Here is a 16,155-nt window from a genome sequence, read left to right as displayed (position 1 = left end):
GATCCGCTGAGCAAACTCTGTTCGAAAAACTGCCGAAACGGCACATTCTTCTTAATCACTCCATATGCAACTCGAGCCATCTTGGCCGCCACAGCGGTCAGCGCCTTTCATTTGAGATCAGGATCTGCATTTATTACGGCAAGGAGCTCTGCAGCCGAGCCGTGCTGACATAGGCGCACGCATGCACGGAGAGTTCAGTTGTTTTTGATCGAGCCGGGCAGCCTAACCAGACCGCCTACTTCGAATCATTCAGCGGGCGGTTCCAGGATGAACGTTTGAATGTGCATTGGTTTACCAGTTTTCGGTATGCCCGTGTTGTCATTGAAGTCTGGCGCAGGGAATACAACGAGGAGCAGCCAAATAGATCACTGGGCGGAATGACTCCGGCTATCTATGCAAGAAACACTGATTCAAAAACCAGTTAAATTAACCCCAGACTCCAAAGCTCAGTGCTACTGAAAACGAGGGGACGTCGGTGGCGCTTCCACATAGCGAAGTACTTCACTGATCGGCCGTATATTGCCAACCGTTGTGCACTTCCAAACTCTAAGCTTGATCAAGTTTGACCCGCTGCGAAATTAGTTCGGGCAATACAAGTAACTGATCCTTTGGGACGGGGCGGCCGTACAGAAAACCTTGGGCGAGCTGACAGCCCTCGGAATTCAAGAATTCGGCTTGCTCCGGATTCTCAACACCTTCGGCAACTACAACGAGGTTGAGGCAACGAGCAATGGACAATATGGCCTTGACTAGCTCGCTGCGGTAGCGATCGGTGGTAACGGTTTGCACGAAAGAGCGGTCAATCTTCAAAGTGTCTATCGGAAACCGCGTGAGGTACCCTAATGCAGAATAGCCAGTTCCAAAATCATCAATCGCAATGGTGGCGCCTAAGTCACGCAAGGCCATCAGCGCAGGCAGCACACGGTCGTCTTCGTCCAGTAACAGACTTTCAGTAATTTCAAATTCTAGCCAATGCGGCGCGCACCCAGTGTCACGGACGATATCGATGAGCTGCTCCAGCCAGTTCGACTCGAAGAACTGCCTAGGTGACAGATTGACCGCAACCTTGTAGCCATGCATTCCCGCCCCGGTGTTTCTGTTCCAGGCTATTGCCGTTTTGCAAGCCTCTTGCAACACCCATCGACCCATTTCACAGATTACACCAATATCTTCTGCCACTGATATGAACTGTACTGGCGATACCATCCCGCGCTCGGGGTGGTTCCACCTCAACAAAGCCTCACAACCCACAACGGCACCGGTGCTCAGGCTTACCTTTGGCTGGTAGTGCAGCATCAATTCTTGCCGTTTTGTGGCTCGCCGCAGATCCGACTCCAACGACAGACGGGCCTGCGCGCTGGCCGTTAGCTCCTTTGCATAAAATCGGAAGCCGTTGCGTCCGGACCGTTTGGCAAAGTACATGGCGGAGCCCGCGTACTTAAGCAGCTCTTGTTCGTGCTCACTGTCCTGCGGGTAGACCGCGATGCCAACGCTGCACGTGACAAAGATCTCCCCCCCCGCGAGATCAAAGGCAGGGTTCAGGGCCGACAGAATCTTGCTCGCCACATGGCCCAAGTTCTCTGCTTTCTTGATTTTGGGCAACAAGACACCGAACTCATCGCCACCCAAGCGAGCGACGGTGTCGTAGGTCCTTACACAATTCCGCAAACGGGTCGCGACCTCTTTCAATAATTGATCACCGGTTCCGTGTCCCAATGTGTCATTGACGTCCTTGAATCGATCCACATCCACAACCATGATTCCAGCAAGCTGGCCGTGGTAAGCCGCGTCAGCCAGCAACTGTGTCAAATGCTCGTGGAACAGTGCCCTGTTGGGGAGACCAGTCAGCGTATCGTAAAAAGCCATCTGATGGATCGTGTCTTGGTAAGTCCTCAGCTCGGTGATGTCACGCCCGACCATGAGCACACTAGCCAGTGCACGCGTATTGTCAAATTCAGGAGTCAGACTAACTAGAATGGAGCTCTGGCGCCCTTGAGTGTTTTTCCAGTACATGTCGAACTCCGCTCGCTGGTGGCTATCCTGTACCTTTTGCAGACGCTCGGTGAGCATTGCTCCTGTGTCAGTCCCGAATAAGGCACAAGGCGTGAATCCCCTCAATGGCAAACTTGCATAACCTAGAGACTGCGCCAACACCGGATTGGCATATTGGCACTGCTGTTCGAGGTCGAAGCGTGCTATCGCATCGGGAGAATGCTCAACCAAAGTGCGAAATTCGTGTTCTCGATTTTCAAGTTCTGCCTGCAGACGTATGCGTTCAGTGACATCGCGTGACACCGTGATGAAGTGGGGATTTGGGTCGTCGCTTAGCTGCATGCGCGACACTGAGATTTCAAACGAACGCAGCCCCACTGGTGTGTCAATGGAGATGATCTTCCCATGTGACGTCCCCGTGAGATTGGCCTCACGGAATGCCGCCCAGGCAATTGCCGCGCTTTTCGGAGACAGCACCTCGTCAAGCGAGCGACCCAGCATGTTTTCACGGCTAGCTGCTAGCAATTCGGGGTTGCGCGTCCACACATTGAGGTAGCGGCCATCATGGCTCCCTTCAAACAAGATATCAGGAAATGCATCAATTACGCCCTGAACAAAGGCCAGAGTTTTGGCCAAACTGTTCTCGGTTTGCTTACGACTGGAGATATCCCTTGAATAGCCGACAGTACCCTGCATCTGTCCTTCGACCAGCAAAGGGGCTGTCCAAGTTTCCGCCCAGTAGAAATTGCCATCTGGACCGCGGCGTTTTTCCTCAATATGAAGAGCATTCCCAGTAGACATAACTGTGATGTCATCCGCAGTCGAGCGCAAGGACTGTTCGGAGGGGAAGATGGTTAGTCCAACTAAATCGTCAATTGACGCCTTACCTGCATCGCGGGCGAATGCGTCATTTCCGATCAACAGACGCCCATCTGGATCCTGGAGCCAAACGGAAAAAGGAAAGTTGTTGAGCAATGTGCGTTGATATTTTTCATTACGCTGTAATTCCTCATTCATTTTTTTTCGTGCAGAGATGTCTCTGGCAATGGCCACGGCGTAGCGCCGTCCGTCAATGTCAAGATTGATTCCGTGAATATCGACCGGAATTACCTTCCCAGTTTGCGTTCGATGCACTGTCTCAAAAGTGAACGGAAAGCCCTGGGGATTTTGAAAAATATCGAGACATTTCTCTCTCGTAATATTTAAATCGATGTCGGGCGGCCCCATCCGCAGCAGTTCGTCCCGCCTGTATCCCAATTGTCGAATGACAGCATCGTTCACATACACGAAACGAATCTCATCATCGCAGATAAATACGCTTTCGGTACCCAAGTCCAAAGCATATCCCAACGCTCGAATGAAATCAGGTATGGCACTTGGTGCAAGCGGTTCAACGGTAGTTATTCTTTGCTCTAACACACAATCTCCGATGTCAGTTTTGAACAATTCTTTCTGACCCTGTGGACCGTATCCTACAACTTGTTTATTCCTTCCTTGAACTGGCCAATCTGACTTCGACCAATTGATCAGGCGATGTTTCCCTAAATTTAAGTGACGCGTAACCCTCGTGTCGTGGCCAACTGCTCCAGGAGGTGCACAAGTTGGTTACTGCCCAATGCGCACTCTGGAACGATCGCCACGGCCTCATGGGTTGCGCCTTCCACCACCGAGAGGCTCTTGATGCTGCGCCCCTCAGCGATACGGTCAGACACGAAGTCCATGGACCACACCTGATTGGCCACCGTTGGGCGCTCCAGCGGGCGCTGTTCGCTCAGCGGCATCTTCTTGCGTCTGCGCTTCTTCACCTGCAAACCAGCTTCGGCGTACAGGAAATCGACTCGCATGTGATTGACGACTTCTCCGGCCTGGCGCAGCTTCGGATAGATCATGCCAGCACCGTAGAGCCTATGCCGCTGTGCCAGGGCGATGATCTTCTCCTTGAGTGCGCAGTTGCGCTCCGGTGCGGGCTCATAACGGTACGCACTGGTGATCATGCCGATGATACGCGACGAACGACGTTCGCTCAGCACGTGGCTGATCATGTGGCGAACCAGTTCGCGTCTGGCCGGTGCGCTCACCACTTTTTTCCCCCAAGGCTTCTTTCGTCATCTCGTTTTCTAGCATCCCCGCGGACAATAGTTGGTTCAATATTGGAAAGAGGAGTGGAGCCCTGAGTTTCAAGTGTTGTTCATTTGCTTTTTTGAAATGAAGTAAAACGACGAATAACACGCTGGACGGCGATTTGGAACAGGGCTTTCCATCAGTGCCACTTGGACTTAGCACTATGGGACAAATGCAGGAGGTGGTGCTGTCAGTAGACTGCGTCTTCGACTATGAGACGCCCGGTCTGCAGTCGCTCGGGGGATAGAGGAGCCAAATCAATGCTGCGAAATTCGCCGTACTGAAGCAATTCAGCCATGCCACGTCCGACGCCCGCACTTTGCATGAGGCCGTGACCACTGAATCCGGCCGCCACGAAGTGGTTCTCTGGCCCCATTTTTCCAACAAGACCATTCTGGTCAAGGATGTTGACTTCGTAATATCCGGCCCAAGCTCTTTCGACGCGCAATGCTTCGAACTGGGGAATCCGCTCTGCCAGAGTTGGCCAGATACGCTCTTCAAAGAGTGAAAAGTCCGGGTCTAACGGCAGATCGTCGTGGTCTTCCGACTCCTCTGGAACAACCGTGCAGATGAAATGGTGTTGCTCTGGACGGATAAAAATACCGGACGAATCAATGAGTATCGGGAAATTTTCGATATGTTGCGGAGTCGATACCACAAAGATGGTGCGCCGTTTGGCATGAATGGGCAATGTCAAGCCCAATTGCTTGGCCAGTGAGGCTGACCAAGCACCGCACGCGTTAATGACGCGGTCACATTCGATAGCAGTTCCGTCGCCCAGAATGACCTTTGTAACACGTGAGTCATTGGTTTCGAATCCGACGGCTTCACCCTTGATGTAGTTCACGCCGTTACTGCGCGCGGTAGTTCGGTACCACTGCTGCAGCATGTATCCATCGAACCATCCCTCACCATAAGTACCTTCTGATGCGTATTCAATGTCTTCGACGTTGAGCCAAGGGTAGCGTTGCGAGAGGCTGCTCTTGTCGAACTCTTGCACTGTCCCGCCCATGGACAAAACAGTTGCAGTACGAGAGCGCAGAAAAGGTGCCTGGGTTTGTGTCCCGAGGAATAGGTACCCCCGATTCGTCAGACCGACGCCCGAACCAGGTTTGCCATCTGTAGAGCAGCCACGCATGAATTCGTAGCCAAACTTGGACAGCTCAATGCTCACAGGAGTTGAAAATTGGTGTCGAATGGAGCTGGCCGAGAGACTTGAAGAGGCGGTCTGGTAAGTTGGGTCACGTTCAATGACCGTGATGGCCTCGTCAGGCGCAGTCGATGAAAGGAATGAAGCGATGGATGAGCCAACGCCTCCGCCACCAATGATGACTGTCTTTTTGGTCAAAATTTATCTCCTTCGCCCAGCGCATCTACAGCGTTCTTTATACGTTCCACTGCCTCGCGCAACTGGTCAATGCTCGCAGCGTACGACACACGGAAGAACGGAGAGTGGAGGAATCCTGTGCCGGAGACAACAGCCACGTGAGCCGAGTCCAGCAAGTACCGTACGAAGTCCCGGTCAGTTTCAAGCACGGCACCTTGAGGGGTTCGCTTCCCAAGGATTCCCGCACAAGAAACAAACACATAGAAAGCACCATCTGGAGACTCAACAGATAGGCCTTTGATGCTATTGATAGCGTTCACTACCAGATCACGACGGGCATTGAATGCGGTCCGGAATTCCTGCACGCAAGACTGGTCACCATCCAGAGCAGCAGCAGCAGCAACCTGTGCTACGGCGTTTGCATTGTTTGTACTTTGACCCTGAACGAGGGTCATAGCTTTTATCAGTTCACGAGGGCCAACGGCATATCCAATACGCCATCCCGTCATGGAGTACATCTTGGACACACCATTGATAATCAGGGTCCGCGCTGACAGGTCTGGTGCCACTTCCAGAATGTTCACAAAATGCGCTTCGCCATAGACCAACTTCTCGTAGATGTCGTCTGTAAGTACCCAAATACTAGGGTGCTTGCGAAGTACCGCGGCCAGAGCGGATAGCTCTTTGGCGGAGTACACTGCGCCAGTGGGATTCGATGGCGAGTTCAGCATCAACCATTTGGTCTTCGAAGTGATGTGTTTCTCAAGTTGCTCAACCGTCAGCTTGAAGCCCGATTTACGTGGGCATTCCACCACTACCGGAATTCCCCCCGTCAATTTGACAATTTCGGGATAAGAAACCCAACAAGGTGCCGGCACGATAACTTCGTCGCCGGGATTGAGAGATGCAAAGAAGGCATTAAAGATAGCCTGCTTTGCGCCAGCGGTAATGGTCACCTGGTCAGCCGAATACTGCAGCCGTTGGTCTCGCTCCAATTTCCGGGTTACCGCTTCCCGTAAAGACAGCATTCCGGATGCTTCTGTGTAACGCGTTTTACCTTCGCGCATAGCCCGGATTGCGGCCTGCTGGATATGCTCCGGGGTAGGAAAGTCAGGCTCCCCTTGTGAAAGGGACACCACGTCCACCCCCAAGTGACGCAGCGCCGCTGCGCGCGCAGCCATCTCCATGGTTTCCGCAGGAGCGATGACTTCCAATCGTTTTGCAATAAAAGACATGAATGGTGACTTAGTACGTTGTTAGAAGCGTTCTGCCACAGCTTTCATTTGCAGGAACTGAAGTAGGTAATCCGGGCCGCCGGTCTTCGTGTCTGTGCCGGTCAGGTTGAAGCCGCCAAACGGCTGAACTCCAGCAAGGGCACCAGTGCATTTGCGATTGAAGTACAGGTTGCCGACATGGAACTCGCGGCGTGCCAGTTCGATGCGTGCACGGTCCGCGGAGTAAAGGGCGCCAGTCAGACCGTAAACAGTGTCATTGGCGACTCGCAAGCCTTCTTCAAAGTTGGGGACACGAATGGCCGCAACGACGGGACCAAAGATTTCTTCCTGAGCAATACGCGCCGTGGGTGACACCTCGCCAAACACGGTGGGCTCGAAGAAAAAGCCTTCAACGTCCAAGCGACGTCCACCGGTCAACAATTTGCCTTCCTTCTTGCCAATTTCGAGGTACTCCTTGACCTTCGCATCTTGAGCGGCATTGCAGACTGGGCCCAAGTTCGGGTTTTTCTCGGCCAGGTCAATTTTCAGTGCCTTTGCGCGCTCTACGACACGCTCAAGTAGAGCGTCGTACACGCTATCCACCACAATCAACCGCGAGCAGGCCGAACACTTTTGACCTTGGTAGCCGTAGGCACTTTGTATAACGCCAAGAGCTGCATCGTCCAGATTGGCGGTCTCATCCACCAAGATGGCATCCTTGCCGCCCAGTTCGAGGAACACACGCTTGAACCAGCGCTGACCTTCTCCGACTTTGGCGGCCACTTCATTGATTCGTTTGCCAGTCGCCAGACTTCCAGTGAAGTTGATGAATCGGGTTTGAGGATGCTCTACCAGGTAGGCACCAACTTCGCCGCCCTTGCCCGGCAGGTAGTTCACAACGCCAGGAGGCAGGCCCGCTTCTTCAAAAATGTCAAAGACTTTGGACAAGGACACTATAGTGTCTTCAGCCGGTTTGGCAACAATGGTGTTGCCAACTACGATTGCACCAACGGTCATACCAGTCATCAGCGCCATGGGGAAGTTCCAGGGGGCAATGGTGACACCCACGCCCAAAGGAATGTAGAAGCTGGAATTCTCTTCGCCGGGGACGGCTAAAAGGTTGCCTTGACTGCCCACATGCTTCAGCGCTAAGCGTGCGTAGTACTCGGTGAAGTCAATCATTTCAGCTACTTCAGCGCTGGCCTCAACGTAATTTTTGCCGATTTCGTAAATCAGCCACGCTTCGAGCTCTCGTTTGCGGCTGCGCATGATTTGCGCTGCCTTGAGCAGAACCCGTGAACGGTCTTCCTGTTTCCAGAGCTTCCACGACTCGAATGCCTTCCAGGCCGCCTTAAGAGCCGCGTCAGCGTGGTCGCGGGTAGCGCACGCGGCGCGACCAACCACTTCGCTCGGAGTGGATGGATTCGTAGACACCAGCGTCGAATCAGTATGAATCTTGATGCCATCAATGACCATCGGGTAGGTCTTCCCAAACTGGGCTTTGACGTCTTTGAGTGCAGTGGTAATTTCGTTGAGCTTTTCAGGGGTGCCAAAGGATTCGATAGGCTCGTTTGCGAAAGGTAGGACGTGCATTTGGGGCTCCTAAAGATGAAAGAAGGACTCCAAAGGCATGTCCCTTGGAGATGGAGTCATTGTGTGGAACCTGCACCTTTAAGTCTTGACCGGCCTTCCGTGTGAATATGCGGAAATCCGCATAATCAGAGATTCTCCGTATGAGAAGCAAAGATACCCATTTGTATCAGTTGAGTGCATAAATACCAATAGAAGCACCAACTTTGTGAAGCTTCAAATTTTCACACCATATTGGTGAAAACCCCAGGTTTGCATGCAGATTTCCGCATATAGATGCAGGCAATTTCCCAATACTGAATTTGTACCTCTCAACACAATCCCTCGGCAGCTGTGCAGTTGCGCAGCGATGCAAATCGGCGAGCGAAAGCTCTCCTCAATCAACACGTCTTCCAAGACACGAAAGGAATTTCATATGATTTCGACACGTAGCTGGTTCAACACGATTGCGGGCCTTGGTCTCGTGGCAGGCGCCTCAGGCGCTACGGCCGATATCGTTATCGGTGTGGCCGGTCCCATGACCGGACAATACGCATCTGGTGGTGAGCAAATGAAGCGTGGCGTCGAAGCTGCCGTGGCAGAACTGAATGCGAAGGGCGGCCTGCTTGGTCAGAAGGTTCGTGTTGAAGTGGGTGACGACGTATGCGACCCCAAACAAGCCGTTGCTGTTGCCAACACTTTTGTCAACAAGAAGGTTGACTTTGTAGTTGGACACTACTGTTCCAGCTCGACCATCCCAGCATCTGAGGTGTACAGCGAAGCTCAGATTCCGATGATTACCATTTCCACCAATGCCAAGGTAACTGACCGGGGACTGAAAAACGTCTTCCGAATCACTGGCCGTGACGACCAAGAAGGTGCGGTTGCTGCAAGGTACCTGGTCAGCAAATATGCTGGCAAGAAGTTTGCCGTCATTGACGACAAGGGTGCCTATGGCAAGGCCCAAGCCGATGTGGTTGCTCAGACCCTCGAGGAATTGAAGAACCCGCCTGCAATGCGCGAGTCCATCACTGCCGGCGAAAAAGACTACACCGCCCTCATTTCAAAGCTCAAAGCAGGTGGTATTGAAGTCGCTTTCTATGGTGGCTACTACACTGAACTCGGCCTCATCCTGCGCCAAGCCTCCCAAGGTGGCCTGAAGATGACCACGATGAGCGGTAACACTAGCACCAACTCCGAGCTTTACAGCGCTGCCGGCGCAGCTGTTGACGGTCTGCTGTTCACGTTCTACCCGGACCCACGCAAGTACCCTGCATCAGCCGAAGCGGTCAAGAAATTCCGTGCTGCAGGGTACGAACCTGATGGCTATGTGCTGTTTTGCTACGGTGCTGTGCAGGCTTATGCACAGGCCATCGATGCTGCCAAGAGTAAGAAGTTTGCAGATGTGCAAAAAGCTCTTTCTGCGGGCAAGTTCAGCACGGTGCTGGGCAGCCTAGAGTTCGACGCAAAGGGTGACCCGAAGGCACCTGCGTTCGCCGTTTACCAATGGAAGGGTAGCCAGTACGACCTGGCCAAGTGATATCTCGATGGCGCAGTGGAGATTCCACTGCGTCATTTCAATTTGTGGAAATCGCTTAAATCACCGGGTCTCTAAATGTCTCAATTCCTTCAGCAACTCATTAACGGGCTAACGCTTGGGTCGTTATATGGACTCATTGCCATCGGCTACACCATGGTCTTCGGCATCATCGGAATGATTAACTTCGCCCACGGCGACGTCTTCATGATAGGAGCCTTCATTTCAGTTACGGCGTTCACAATGCTGGCCTCGGTTGGCGTCACATCAGTTCCCTTAACTCTGACTGTGGTTCTTGTAGTCACCATCGCGTTCACTTCGCTCTATGGATGGGCGGTGGAGCGAGTCGCGTATCGTCCGCTTCGTGGTTCCACCCGGCTTGCTCCACTGATATCAGCAATTGGCGTCTCAATATTCCTGCAAAACACGGTGCAACTGACCCAGGGCGCTCGTCTAAAACAGGTTCCTCCAATGTTGACCGGTGGCTTCGATGTTGGGATTTACTTTGGTTGGGACGTGCGCGTGTCGCATGCGCAGGTTCTGATAGTGGTGGTCACCTTGGTGGCTCTGGCTGCATTCACCTGGCTGATTACCCAAACCGCATTTGGTAGGCAACAGCGTGCTTGTGAACAAGACCAGTTCATGACGCGAGTTCTGGGAATCAATGCAGAACGCACGATTTCCATAACCTTCATGATTGGTGCGGCACTGGCGGCGCTGGCCGGTGTATTGGTAACCGTTTACTACGGTGTTGTCGACTTCTACATTGGATTCGTCACCGGCATTAAGGCATTTACTGCAGCCGTTCTCGGCGGTATTGGCTCTTTACCTGGCGCAATGTTGGGCGGCTTGATTATTGGGTTGGTAGAGGCTTTCTACGGTACCTACTTCTCTGCTGAATATAAAGACGTTGTCGTATTTTCAATACTGGTCCTGGTTTTGTTGTTTAGACCTTCTGGGTTGCTTGGTCGTCCGGAAGTTGAGAAGGTATGAGTGACATGAATACGACTTCAAAAGATGACATGAAGGCAAAGTTTGTCGACGCAGCACTGGCGGCATTGATGATGCTTATTGTCGGACTTCCCCTGCTTGGGCTAACCACTGTTGACTCTGGTGGAACTCTGCAAGTTCAAACCCGTTGGAGCTGGCTATTCTCTGCTGCCGCTTCCGTATTTATATTTCGAGCATTTATCCTCAAATGGTTCATCCGAGGGGAAAAACTCAAACCAGCTAGCTCGGAACAAGTTGATGCCACGCCAACTCCACGAGCAACTACTTACCTCGGCTTTGCTTTAGGCGTGGTTGCAATTGGAATTCCATTCGTATTTTTTGACAACAGATACATCATAGATGTCTCAACCACAGTTCTCATTTATGTGTTGTTGGGGTGGGGATTGAACATCGTCGTTGGGTTGGCCGGATTGCTGGACCTTGGCTACGTCGCCTTCTATGCGGTAGGGGCGTATTCATACGCCGTGCTTTCAACGCATTTCGATTTCTCGTTCTGGCTGTCCATACCGATGGCCGGTGCACTTGCCGCAATCTTTGGCGTACTACTTGGTTACCCGACTTTGCGACTGCGTGGCGATTACCTGGCCATTGTGACACTTGGCTTTGGAGAAATCATTCGCATCGTGCTTATCAACTGGACTGACTTGACCAACGGTCCCAACGGGATAACGTCCATTCCCAGGCCATCGTTCTTTGGATTGCCGTTCTCATCGTCCGAAGACATCAATACTTTCTCGTCTTTCTTTGGGCTCGATTACTCGGTTTGGCACAGAACAGTTTTTCTATATGCACTGATTCTTGTAATGGCCGTTACTATCAATTTGGTCGTCCTGCGCTTGCGGCACTTGCCAATAGGCCGAGCGTGGGAGGCAATGCGTGAAGACGAAATTGCCTGCAAGGCACTTGGTATCAATGTGACCAACGTCAAGCTGTCCGCCTTCGCATTGGGTGCTATGGTGGGCGGCATAGCCGGAATCTTCTTCGCTGCGCGACAGGGCTTTATCTCGCCTGAGAGTTTCACCTTTGGAGAGAGCGCCACTATTTTGGCCATCGTCGTGCTTGGTGGAAGCGGCAGCCAGCTGGGCGTCGTCTTGGCAGCTTGTCTCTTGGTATTACTTCCCGAGCTTGGCCGCAGTTTTGCGGAGTATCGAATGTTGGTATTTGGCGCCGCGATGGTCGTAATCATGATTGTTAAACCCTCCGGACTTCTGTCGCAGCGAAAGTCTACGATTTCAGTTGAGAAACTGAAGCAAGGCGGAATCGTTCAGTCCACTAATTTGAAGGGGGCCTGCCAATGAGCGCCGCCAAAAAGAAAATTCTGACGGTAAGTAATTTGACCATGAAGTTTGGTGGGATAACCGCCATAGATGGTCTCAGCATGTCAGTTAACCAGGGCTCAATCACTTCGATTATTGGTCCAAATGGAGCCGGAAAGACTACGCTCTTCAACTGCCTTACAGGCTTTTACAAGCCAACAAGTGGTAGCGTCGTGATGCATCACCCCGAAAACGGGGACATGCAACTGGAGTGCATGAGCACCCATAAAGTGGCCAGCCATGCAAACGTCATGCGGACATTCCAGAACATTCGTCTCTTCCCGAAGATGACAGTGATGGAGAACCTCATTGTTGCTCAACACAATCGTCTTTTCCAAGCCAGTGGTTTCTCGATTGCAGGCTTGTTGAAGCTTCCGCGGTATACGCGAGCAGAGCGGGAAGCAGTCGACCACGCATGGAGCTTGTTGCGTCGGTTCTCACTGACCTCGTTTGCAGACACGCCTGCCGGCGCACTTTCATACGGTGTGCAGCGCAGAGTCGAGATTGCCCGGGCCATGTGCGCGAGGCCAATGCTTCTATGCCTGGACGAACCGGCGGCTGGATTGAATCCAAAGGAGTCGCTCGCGCTCAACGACTTGCTGCTCTCTCTGTCTCACGACGACAAAGTTTCGGTTCTCCTCGTTGAACACGACATGAGCGTTGTGATGAATGTCTCTGATGAGATTTACGTCATCAGCTATGGCAAGAAGATTGCTGTGGGTAGCCCGAACCAGATCCAAAACGATCCTCACGTCATCGCTGCCTATCTGGGGGAGCCCGAGGTCGAAGATGTACAGCTTGAAATGGAGAGTGGACAGTGATGCTCGAACTACGTGATGTTCACGTCCATTACGGACACGTGCACGCCCTCAAGGGTGTCAACATTGAAGTTCACCCTGGTGAAATCGTCACGCTCATCGGGGCAAATGGTGCGGGCAAGTCGACGCTGATGACAAGTATCTTCTCGTCGCCCCGAGTTTCCAAGGGCGGCATCTACTTCGAGGGTGAAGAGGTATCGCGACTTTCACCTCATCTGGTGGCTAGGCGTGGTATCTCTCTTTCACCCGAAGGTCGCAGGATTTTTCCGCGTATGTCGGTCATGGAGAACTTGCAGATGGGAGCAAGTCATTCTGACCCTGCGAATTGGGAATGCGATCTCAAACGCATTTTCGACACGTTCCCCATTCTGGGAGAGCGACAAAATCAACGCGCAGGCACTTTGTCTGGAGGAGAGCAGCAAATGCTGGCCATCGGACGCGCACTACTCAGCCGCCCCAGACTTCTGCTTTTGGACGAACCATCTTTGGGGCTTGCACCCATTTATATCCGGAAGATTTTTGACGTGATTGCTGAACTCAACCGTGAGCACTCAATGACCATATTGCTTGTCGAACAAAACGCACACCACGCTTTGCGCTTGGCTCATCGTGCCTACGTTCTCCAGCATGGAGAGGTTGTCCTATCAGGTACGGGGAAGGAGCTGCTCGACAGCGCAGAGGTACGGGCAGCGTACCTTGCCGGTGAACATTGATTCTGTTTTTGGAGTGGTTCAAATGAAAGTGTTGGTCGCTGTTAAACGCGTTGTTGATTACAACGTCAAGGTAAGAGTGAAGTTCGATGGCAGTGGCGTCGAAACCGTCGGACTCAAAATGAGCATGAATCCGTTCGACGAAATCGCCGTTGAAGAAGCAGTTCGATTGAAGGAGTCGGGTGTTGCGTCTGAAATCATCGCCGTCTCCTGCGGGGTGGCACAGTGCCAAGAGACCCTGCGTACCGCCTTGGCTATCGGCGCAGACCGCGCCATCTTGGTAGAGACCCCTGTTGGGCTCGACTTAGAACCTCTGTCGGTGGCCAAGCTGCTCAAAGCGCTTGTGGACAAAGAGCAGCCTGGCCTCGTGATTCTGGGTAAACAGGCAATTGACGATGATGCCAATCAGACCGGTCAGATGCTGGCCGCCTTAGGAGAGCTTCCCCAGGCTACATTCGCGAGCAAAGTCCAAGTCGCTGGCGAGAAGGTTACGGTGACCCGCGAAGTCGATGGTGGCCTGGAGAAGCTCGAACTCTCTGTTCCGGCGGTTATTACTACCGATTTGCGCCTCAACGAGCCACGCTACGTGACTTTACCCAACATCATGAGGGCCAAAAAGAAGCCTATCCAGATTCTCAGCCCACAGGAGCTCAGTGTCGACGTCACTCCCCGTCTAAAAATACTCAAAGTTACTGATCCACCGAAACGCGGCGCTGGTGTCAAAGTGGCGAGCGTCGCCGAGCTTGTCGAGAAGCTCAAGAACGAGGCGAAAGTCATCTAAGTTAGCACACAAAAAAACAACGAGGTATACAAAAATGACTGCACTGGTTATTGCCGAACACGATAATGTCTCTCTTAAAGCCGCAACGCTAAACACGGTGACTGCCGCAGTTGCCTGTGGGGGGGATGTACACGTATTGGTGGTTGGAAAAAAAGCCGAAGAAGCTGTGGTTGCTTCCTCCAAAATTATTGGTGTGAGTAAAGTTCTGCATGCGGACGATGAGTGCTTTGCTCATGGTTTGGCCGAGAATGTGACAGATCAAGTGCTAGCGATTGCATCGCACTATAGCCATATTCTGTTCCCCGCCACCTCTAATGGTAAGAATATCGCTCCACGTGTGGCTGCCAAGCTGGACGTAGCTCAGGTGAGTGACGTCACCAAAATCGTCAGCTCCGACACATTTGAGCGACCCATTTATGCGGGAAACGCCGTCGCTACAGTGCAGAGCTTGGAGCCTATCAAGGTCCTGACAGTTCGCACGACGGGCTTTGATGCCGCTGTTGCTATTGGGGGCAATGCTGTCAGCGAGGTACTCGCTGCAACCAGTAGCAACGGCAAGACACGGTACTTGGGGAGTGAAGTTTCCAAAAATGACCGGCCAGATTTGACCGCAGCGAAGATTATCGTGTCCGGTGGCCGGGCTTTGGGTAGCTCAGAGAGGTTCGTGGAAGTTATTACCCCCCTCGCTGACAAGCTTGGGGCTGCCATAGGTGCATCTCGAGCCGCAGTGGATGCTGGCTATGCGCCCAATGACCTCCAGGTTGGACAGACTGGGAAAATCGTCGCACCCCAGTTGTATATCGCCGCGGGAATCTCCGGGGCAATTCAGCACTTGGCAGGGATGAAAGACTCCAAGGTCATTGTTGCGATTAACAAAGACCCAGAGGCTCCCATTTTCGCCATTGCCGACTATGGATTGGAAGCAGATTTGTTTGAAGCCATCCCGCAGATGGTTTCAGCACTGTAGACCCAGGTCGGCGGCTCAATTGATGACTTGAGCTGCCTGATGAGTGACGCGGTATTGGGCAGGTGTGATGTGAGTTGCGACCTTGAATTGCCTTGTGAAGGCACTCTGGTCAACATATCCACAGACGCTTGATATTTCGGAAATCGACTGGGAGGTCTGCTCCAGCAACTGGCAAGCCTGGTCGATGCGCTTTTTCATCAAAAGCTGCTTCGGTTTGAGATGGTACACCTCGTATACCAACCTGGCCAGGGTGTCCATGGAGATGGAGGCTTGTTTAGCCGCATCGGCAATAAGCACACCTTCGCCGATATTCTTATCGATGTACTCCAGAAATTTTGCTAACCTGAAGTAACTCCGGTGCCTTTCGTTTGGACGCGGAAGGTCACGCGAAAGGCCAAAGAGACCTACCACTTCATTTTTGTCATTGAACAAAGGGTATCGCGAACTCAGGCACCAGTATCGCGCCCCACCCAAGACGCGGTACATACGCAGTGCCTCCTCAATGGGGCGTTTGCTTGTTATGACCTGCATGTCTTGTGTCATGGTACTCTGCCCGCTGGCCGGGAAAAGGTCGTCAGCCGTCTTGCCAAGAATGCCATCTCGCGACTTAAACCCGCTGCGGTTGACCAGGACGGAATTTCCCCAGATGTACCTTCCTTCAAGGTCTTTGACGAAGAAGAGCACATCCGGAAACGTGTCAAAAATTGTCTCCAACAGGCCTGGCGTCTTTGCCATGCAATGCAGAAGGATTCGGTAGTCGCTCAACATTAATGACATTCAAGTTGTCTTGGC

The 16,155-nt window shown here is 52.5% G+C and carries 12 protein-coding genes and 1 pseudogene; 7 read left to right on the top strand and 6 right to left on the bottom strand.

What is annotated here, in order from left to right:
• Positions 1-546 precede the first annotated feature (546 nt).
• The 5 genes and pseudogenes from AAGF34_RS04760 to pruA form a co-directional block, all read right to left on the bottom strand.
• Positions 547-3,438, bottom strand: a complete 2,892-nt coding sequence (locus AAGF34_RS04760) for an EAL domain-containing protein (protein ID WP_342619486.1) — start codon at positions 3,436-3,438, stop codon at positions 547-549.
• Between the two features lie 113 nt (positions 3,439-3,551).
• A pseudogene (locus AAGF34_RS04755) lies at positions 3,552-4,134 on the bottom strand (IS3 family transposase); the annotation flags it as partial.
• A gap of 169 nt (positions 4,135-4,303) precedes the next feature.
• Positions 4,304-5,461: an FAD-binding oxidoreductase gene (locus tag AAGF34_RS04750; RefSeq protein WP_342619485.1), complete on the bottom strand. Its 1,158-nt coding sequence runs from the start codon at positions 5,459-5,461 to the stop codon at positions 4,304-4,306.
• Complete coding sequence (locus tag AAGF34_RS04745; RefSeq protein ID WP_342619484.1) at positions 5,458-6,675, bottom strand: pyridoxal phosphate-dependent aminotransferase; 1,218 nt, start codon at positions 6,673-6,675, stop codon at positions 5,458-5,460. Before AAGF34_RS04745 ends, AAGF34_RS04750 begins: the two co-directional genes overlap by 4 nt.
• 21 nt (positions 6,676-6,696) lie before the next feature.
• Entirely contained in the window at positions 6,697-8,247 is a 1,551-nt protein-coding gene (gene pruA / locus AAGF34_RS04740; protein WP_342619483.1) for an L-glutamate gamma-semialdehyde dehydrogenase, read from the bottom strand.
• Positions 8,248-8,659: 412 nt separating this feature from the next.
• On the opposite strand from pruA, the gene AAGF34_RS04735 reads away from it, so the two are divergent.
• The 7 genes from AAGF34_RS04735 to AAGF34_RS04705 all read left to right on the top strand — a co-directional run bounded on the left by AAGF34_RS04735 (position 8,660) and on the right by AAGF34_RS04705 (position 15,363).
• Complete coding sequence (locus AAGF34_RS04735) at positions 8,660-9,763, top strand: branched-chain amino acid ABC transporter substrate-binding protein (RefSeq protein ID WP_342619482.1); 1,104 nt, start codon at positions 8,660-8,662, stop codon at positions 9,761-9,763.
• A 75-nt stretch (positions 9,764-9,838) separates the two neighbouring features.
• Positions 9,839-10,753 carry a branched-chain amino acid ABC transporter permease LivH gene (locus AAGF34_RS04730; RefSeq protein ID WP_342619481.1) on the top strand — a complete coding sequence of 305 codons (915 nt, stop codon included), beginning with the start codon at positions 9,839-9,841 and terminating at the stop codon, positions 10,751-10,753.
• Between the two features lie 5 nt (positions 10,754-10,758).
• Positions 10,759-12,069, top strand: a complete 1,311-nt coding sequence (livM, locus tag AAGF34_RS04725; protein ID WP_342619480.1) for a high-affinity branched-chain amino acid ABC transporter permease LivM — start codon at positions 10,759-10,761, stop codon at positions 12,067-12,069.
• Positions 12,066-12,908 carry an ATP-binding cassette domain-containing protein gene (locus AAGF34_RS04720; protein ID WP_342619478.1) on the top strand — a complete coding sequence of 281 codons (843 nt, stop codon included), beginning with the start codon at positions 12,066-12,068 and terminating at the stop codon, positions 12,906-12,908. Before livM ends, AAGF34_RS04720 begins: the two co-directional genes overlap by 4 nt.
• A complete protein-coding gene (locus AAGF34_RS04715; RefSeq protein WP_342619477.1) occupies positions 12,908-13,618 on the top strand; it encodes an ABC transporter ATP-binding protein in 711 nt (236 codons plus the stop codon). The genes AAGF34_RS04720 and AAGF34_RS04715 overlap by 1 nt, the downstream gene beginning before the upstream one ends.
• 22 nt (positions 13,619-13,640) lie before the next feature.
• A complete protein-coding gene (locus AAGF34_RS04710; protein ID WP_342619476.1) occupies positions 13,641-14,396 on the top strand; it encodes an electron transfer flavoprotein subunit beta/FixA family protein in 756 nt (251 codons plus the stop codon).
• Positions 14,397-14,430: 34 nt separating this feature from the next.
• Positions 14,431-15,363 (top strand): FAD-binding protein, encoded by a 933-nt coding sequence (locus tag AAGF34_RS04705; RefSeq protein ID WP_342619475.1) that lies wholly within the window; start codon positions 14,431-14,433, stop codon positions 15,361-15,363.
• Positions 15,364-15,378: 15 nt separating this feature from the next.
• Here the strand turns inward: AAGF34_RS04705 and AAGF34_RS04700 are convergent, their stop codons facing one another.
• Positions 15,379-16,131: an AraC family transcriptional regulator gene (locus tag AAGF34_RS04700; protein WP_342619474.1), complete on the bottom strand. Its 753-nt coding sequence runs from the start codon at positions 16,129-16,131 to the stop codon at positions 15,379-15,381.
• Between the last annotated feature and the right edge of the window lie 24 nt (positions 16,132-16,155).

Source organism: Rhodoferax sp. GW822-FHT02A01, assembly GCF_038784515.1.
Taxonomy (GTDB): domain Bacteria; phylum Pseudomonadota; class Gammaproteobacteria; order Burkholderiales; family Burkholderiaceae_C; genus Allorhodoferax.
Note: the sequence above shows the minus strand (reverse complement) of the source record. Positions and strands in the feature narration are given on the sequence as shown.

Coding starts and splice junctions, on each gene's coding strand:
- AAGF34_RS04735 (WP_342619482.1), top strand. CDS start 8,660: ATGATTTCGACACGTAGCTGGTTCAACACGATTGCGGGCCTTGGTCTC.
- AAGF34_RS04705 (WP_342619475.1), top strand. CDS start 14,431: ATGACTGCACTGGTTATTGCCGAACACGATAATGTCTCTCTTAAAGCC.
- AAGF34_RS04700 (WP_342619474.1), bottom strand. CDS start 16,131: ATGTTGAGCGACTACCGAATCCTTCTGCATTGCATGGCAAAGACGCCA.
- AAGF34_RS04730 (WP_342619481.1), top strand. CDS start 9,839: ATGTCTCAATTCCTTCAGCAACTCATTAACGGGCTAACGCTTGGGTCG.
- livM (WP_342619480.1), top strand. CDS start 10,759: ATGAATACGACTTCAAAAGATGACATGAAGGCAAAGTTTGTCGACGCA.
- AAGF34_RS04715 (WP_342619477.1), top strand. CDS start 12,908: ATGCTCGAACTACGTGATGTTCACGTCCATTACGGACACGTGCACGCC.
- AAGF34_RS04720 (WP_342619478.1), top strand. CDS start 12,066: ATGAGCGCCGCCAAAAAGAAAATTCTGACGGTAAGTAATTTGACCATG.
- pruA (WP_342619483.1), bottom strand. CDS start 8,247: ATGCACGTCCTACCTTTCGCAAACGAGCCTATCGAATCCTTTGGCACC.
- AAGF34_RS04710 (WP_342619476.1), top strand. CDS start 13,641: ATGAAAGTGTTGGTCGCTGTTAAACGCGTTGTTGATTACAACGTCAAG.
- AAGF34_RS04745 (WP_342619484.1), bottom strand. CDS start 6,675: ATGTCTTTTATTGCAAAACGATTGGAAGTCATCGCTCCTGCGGAAACC.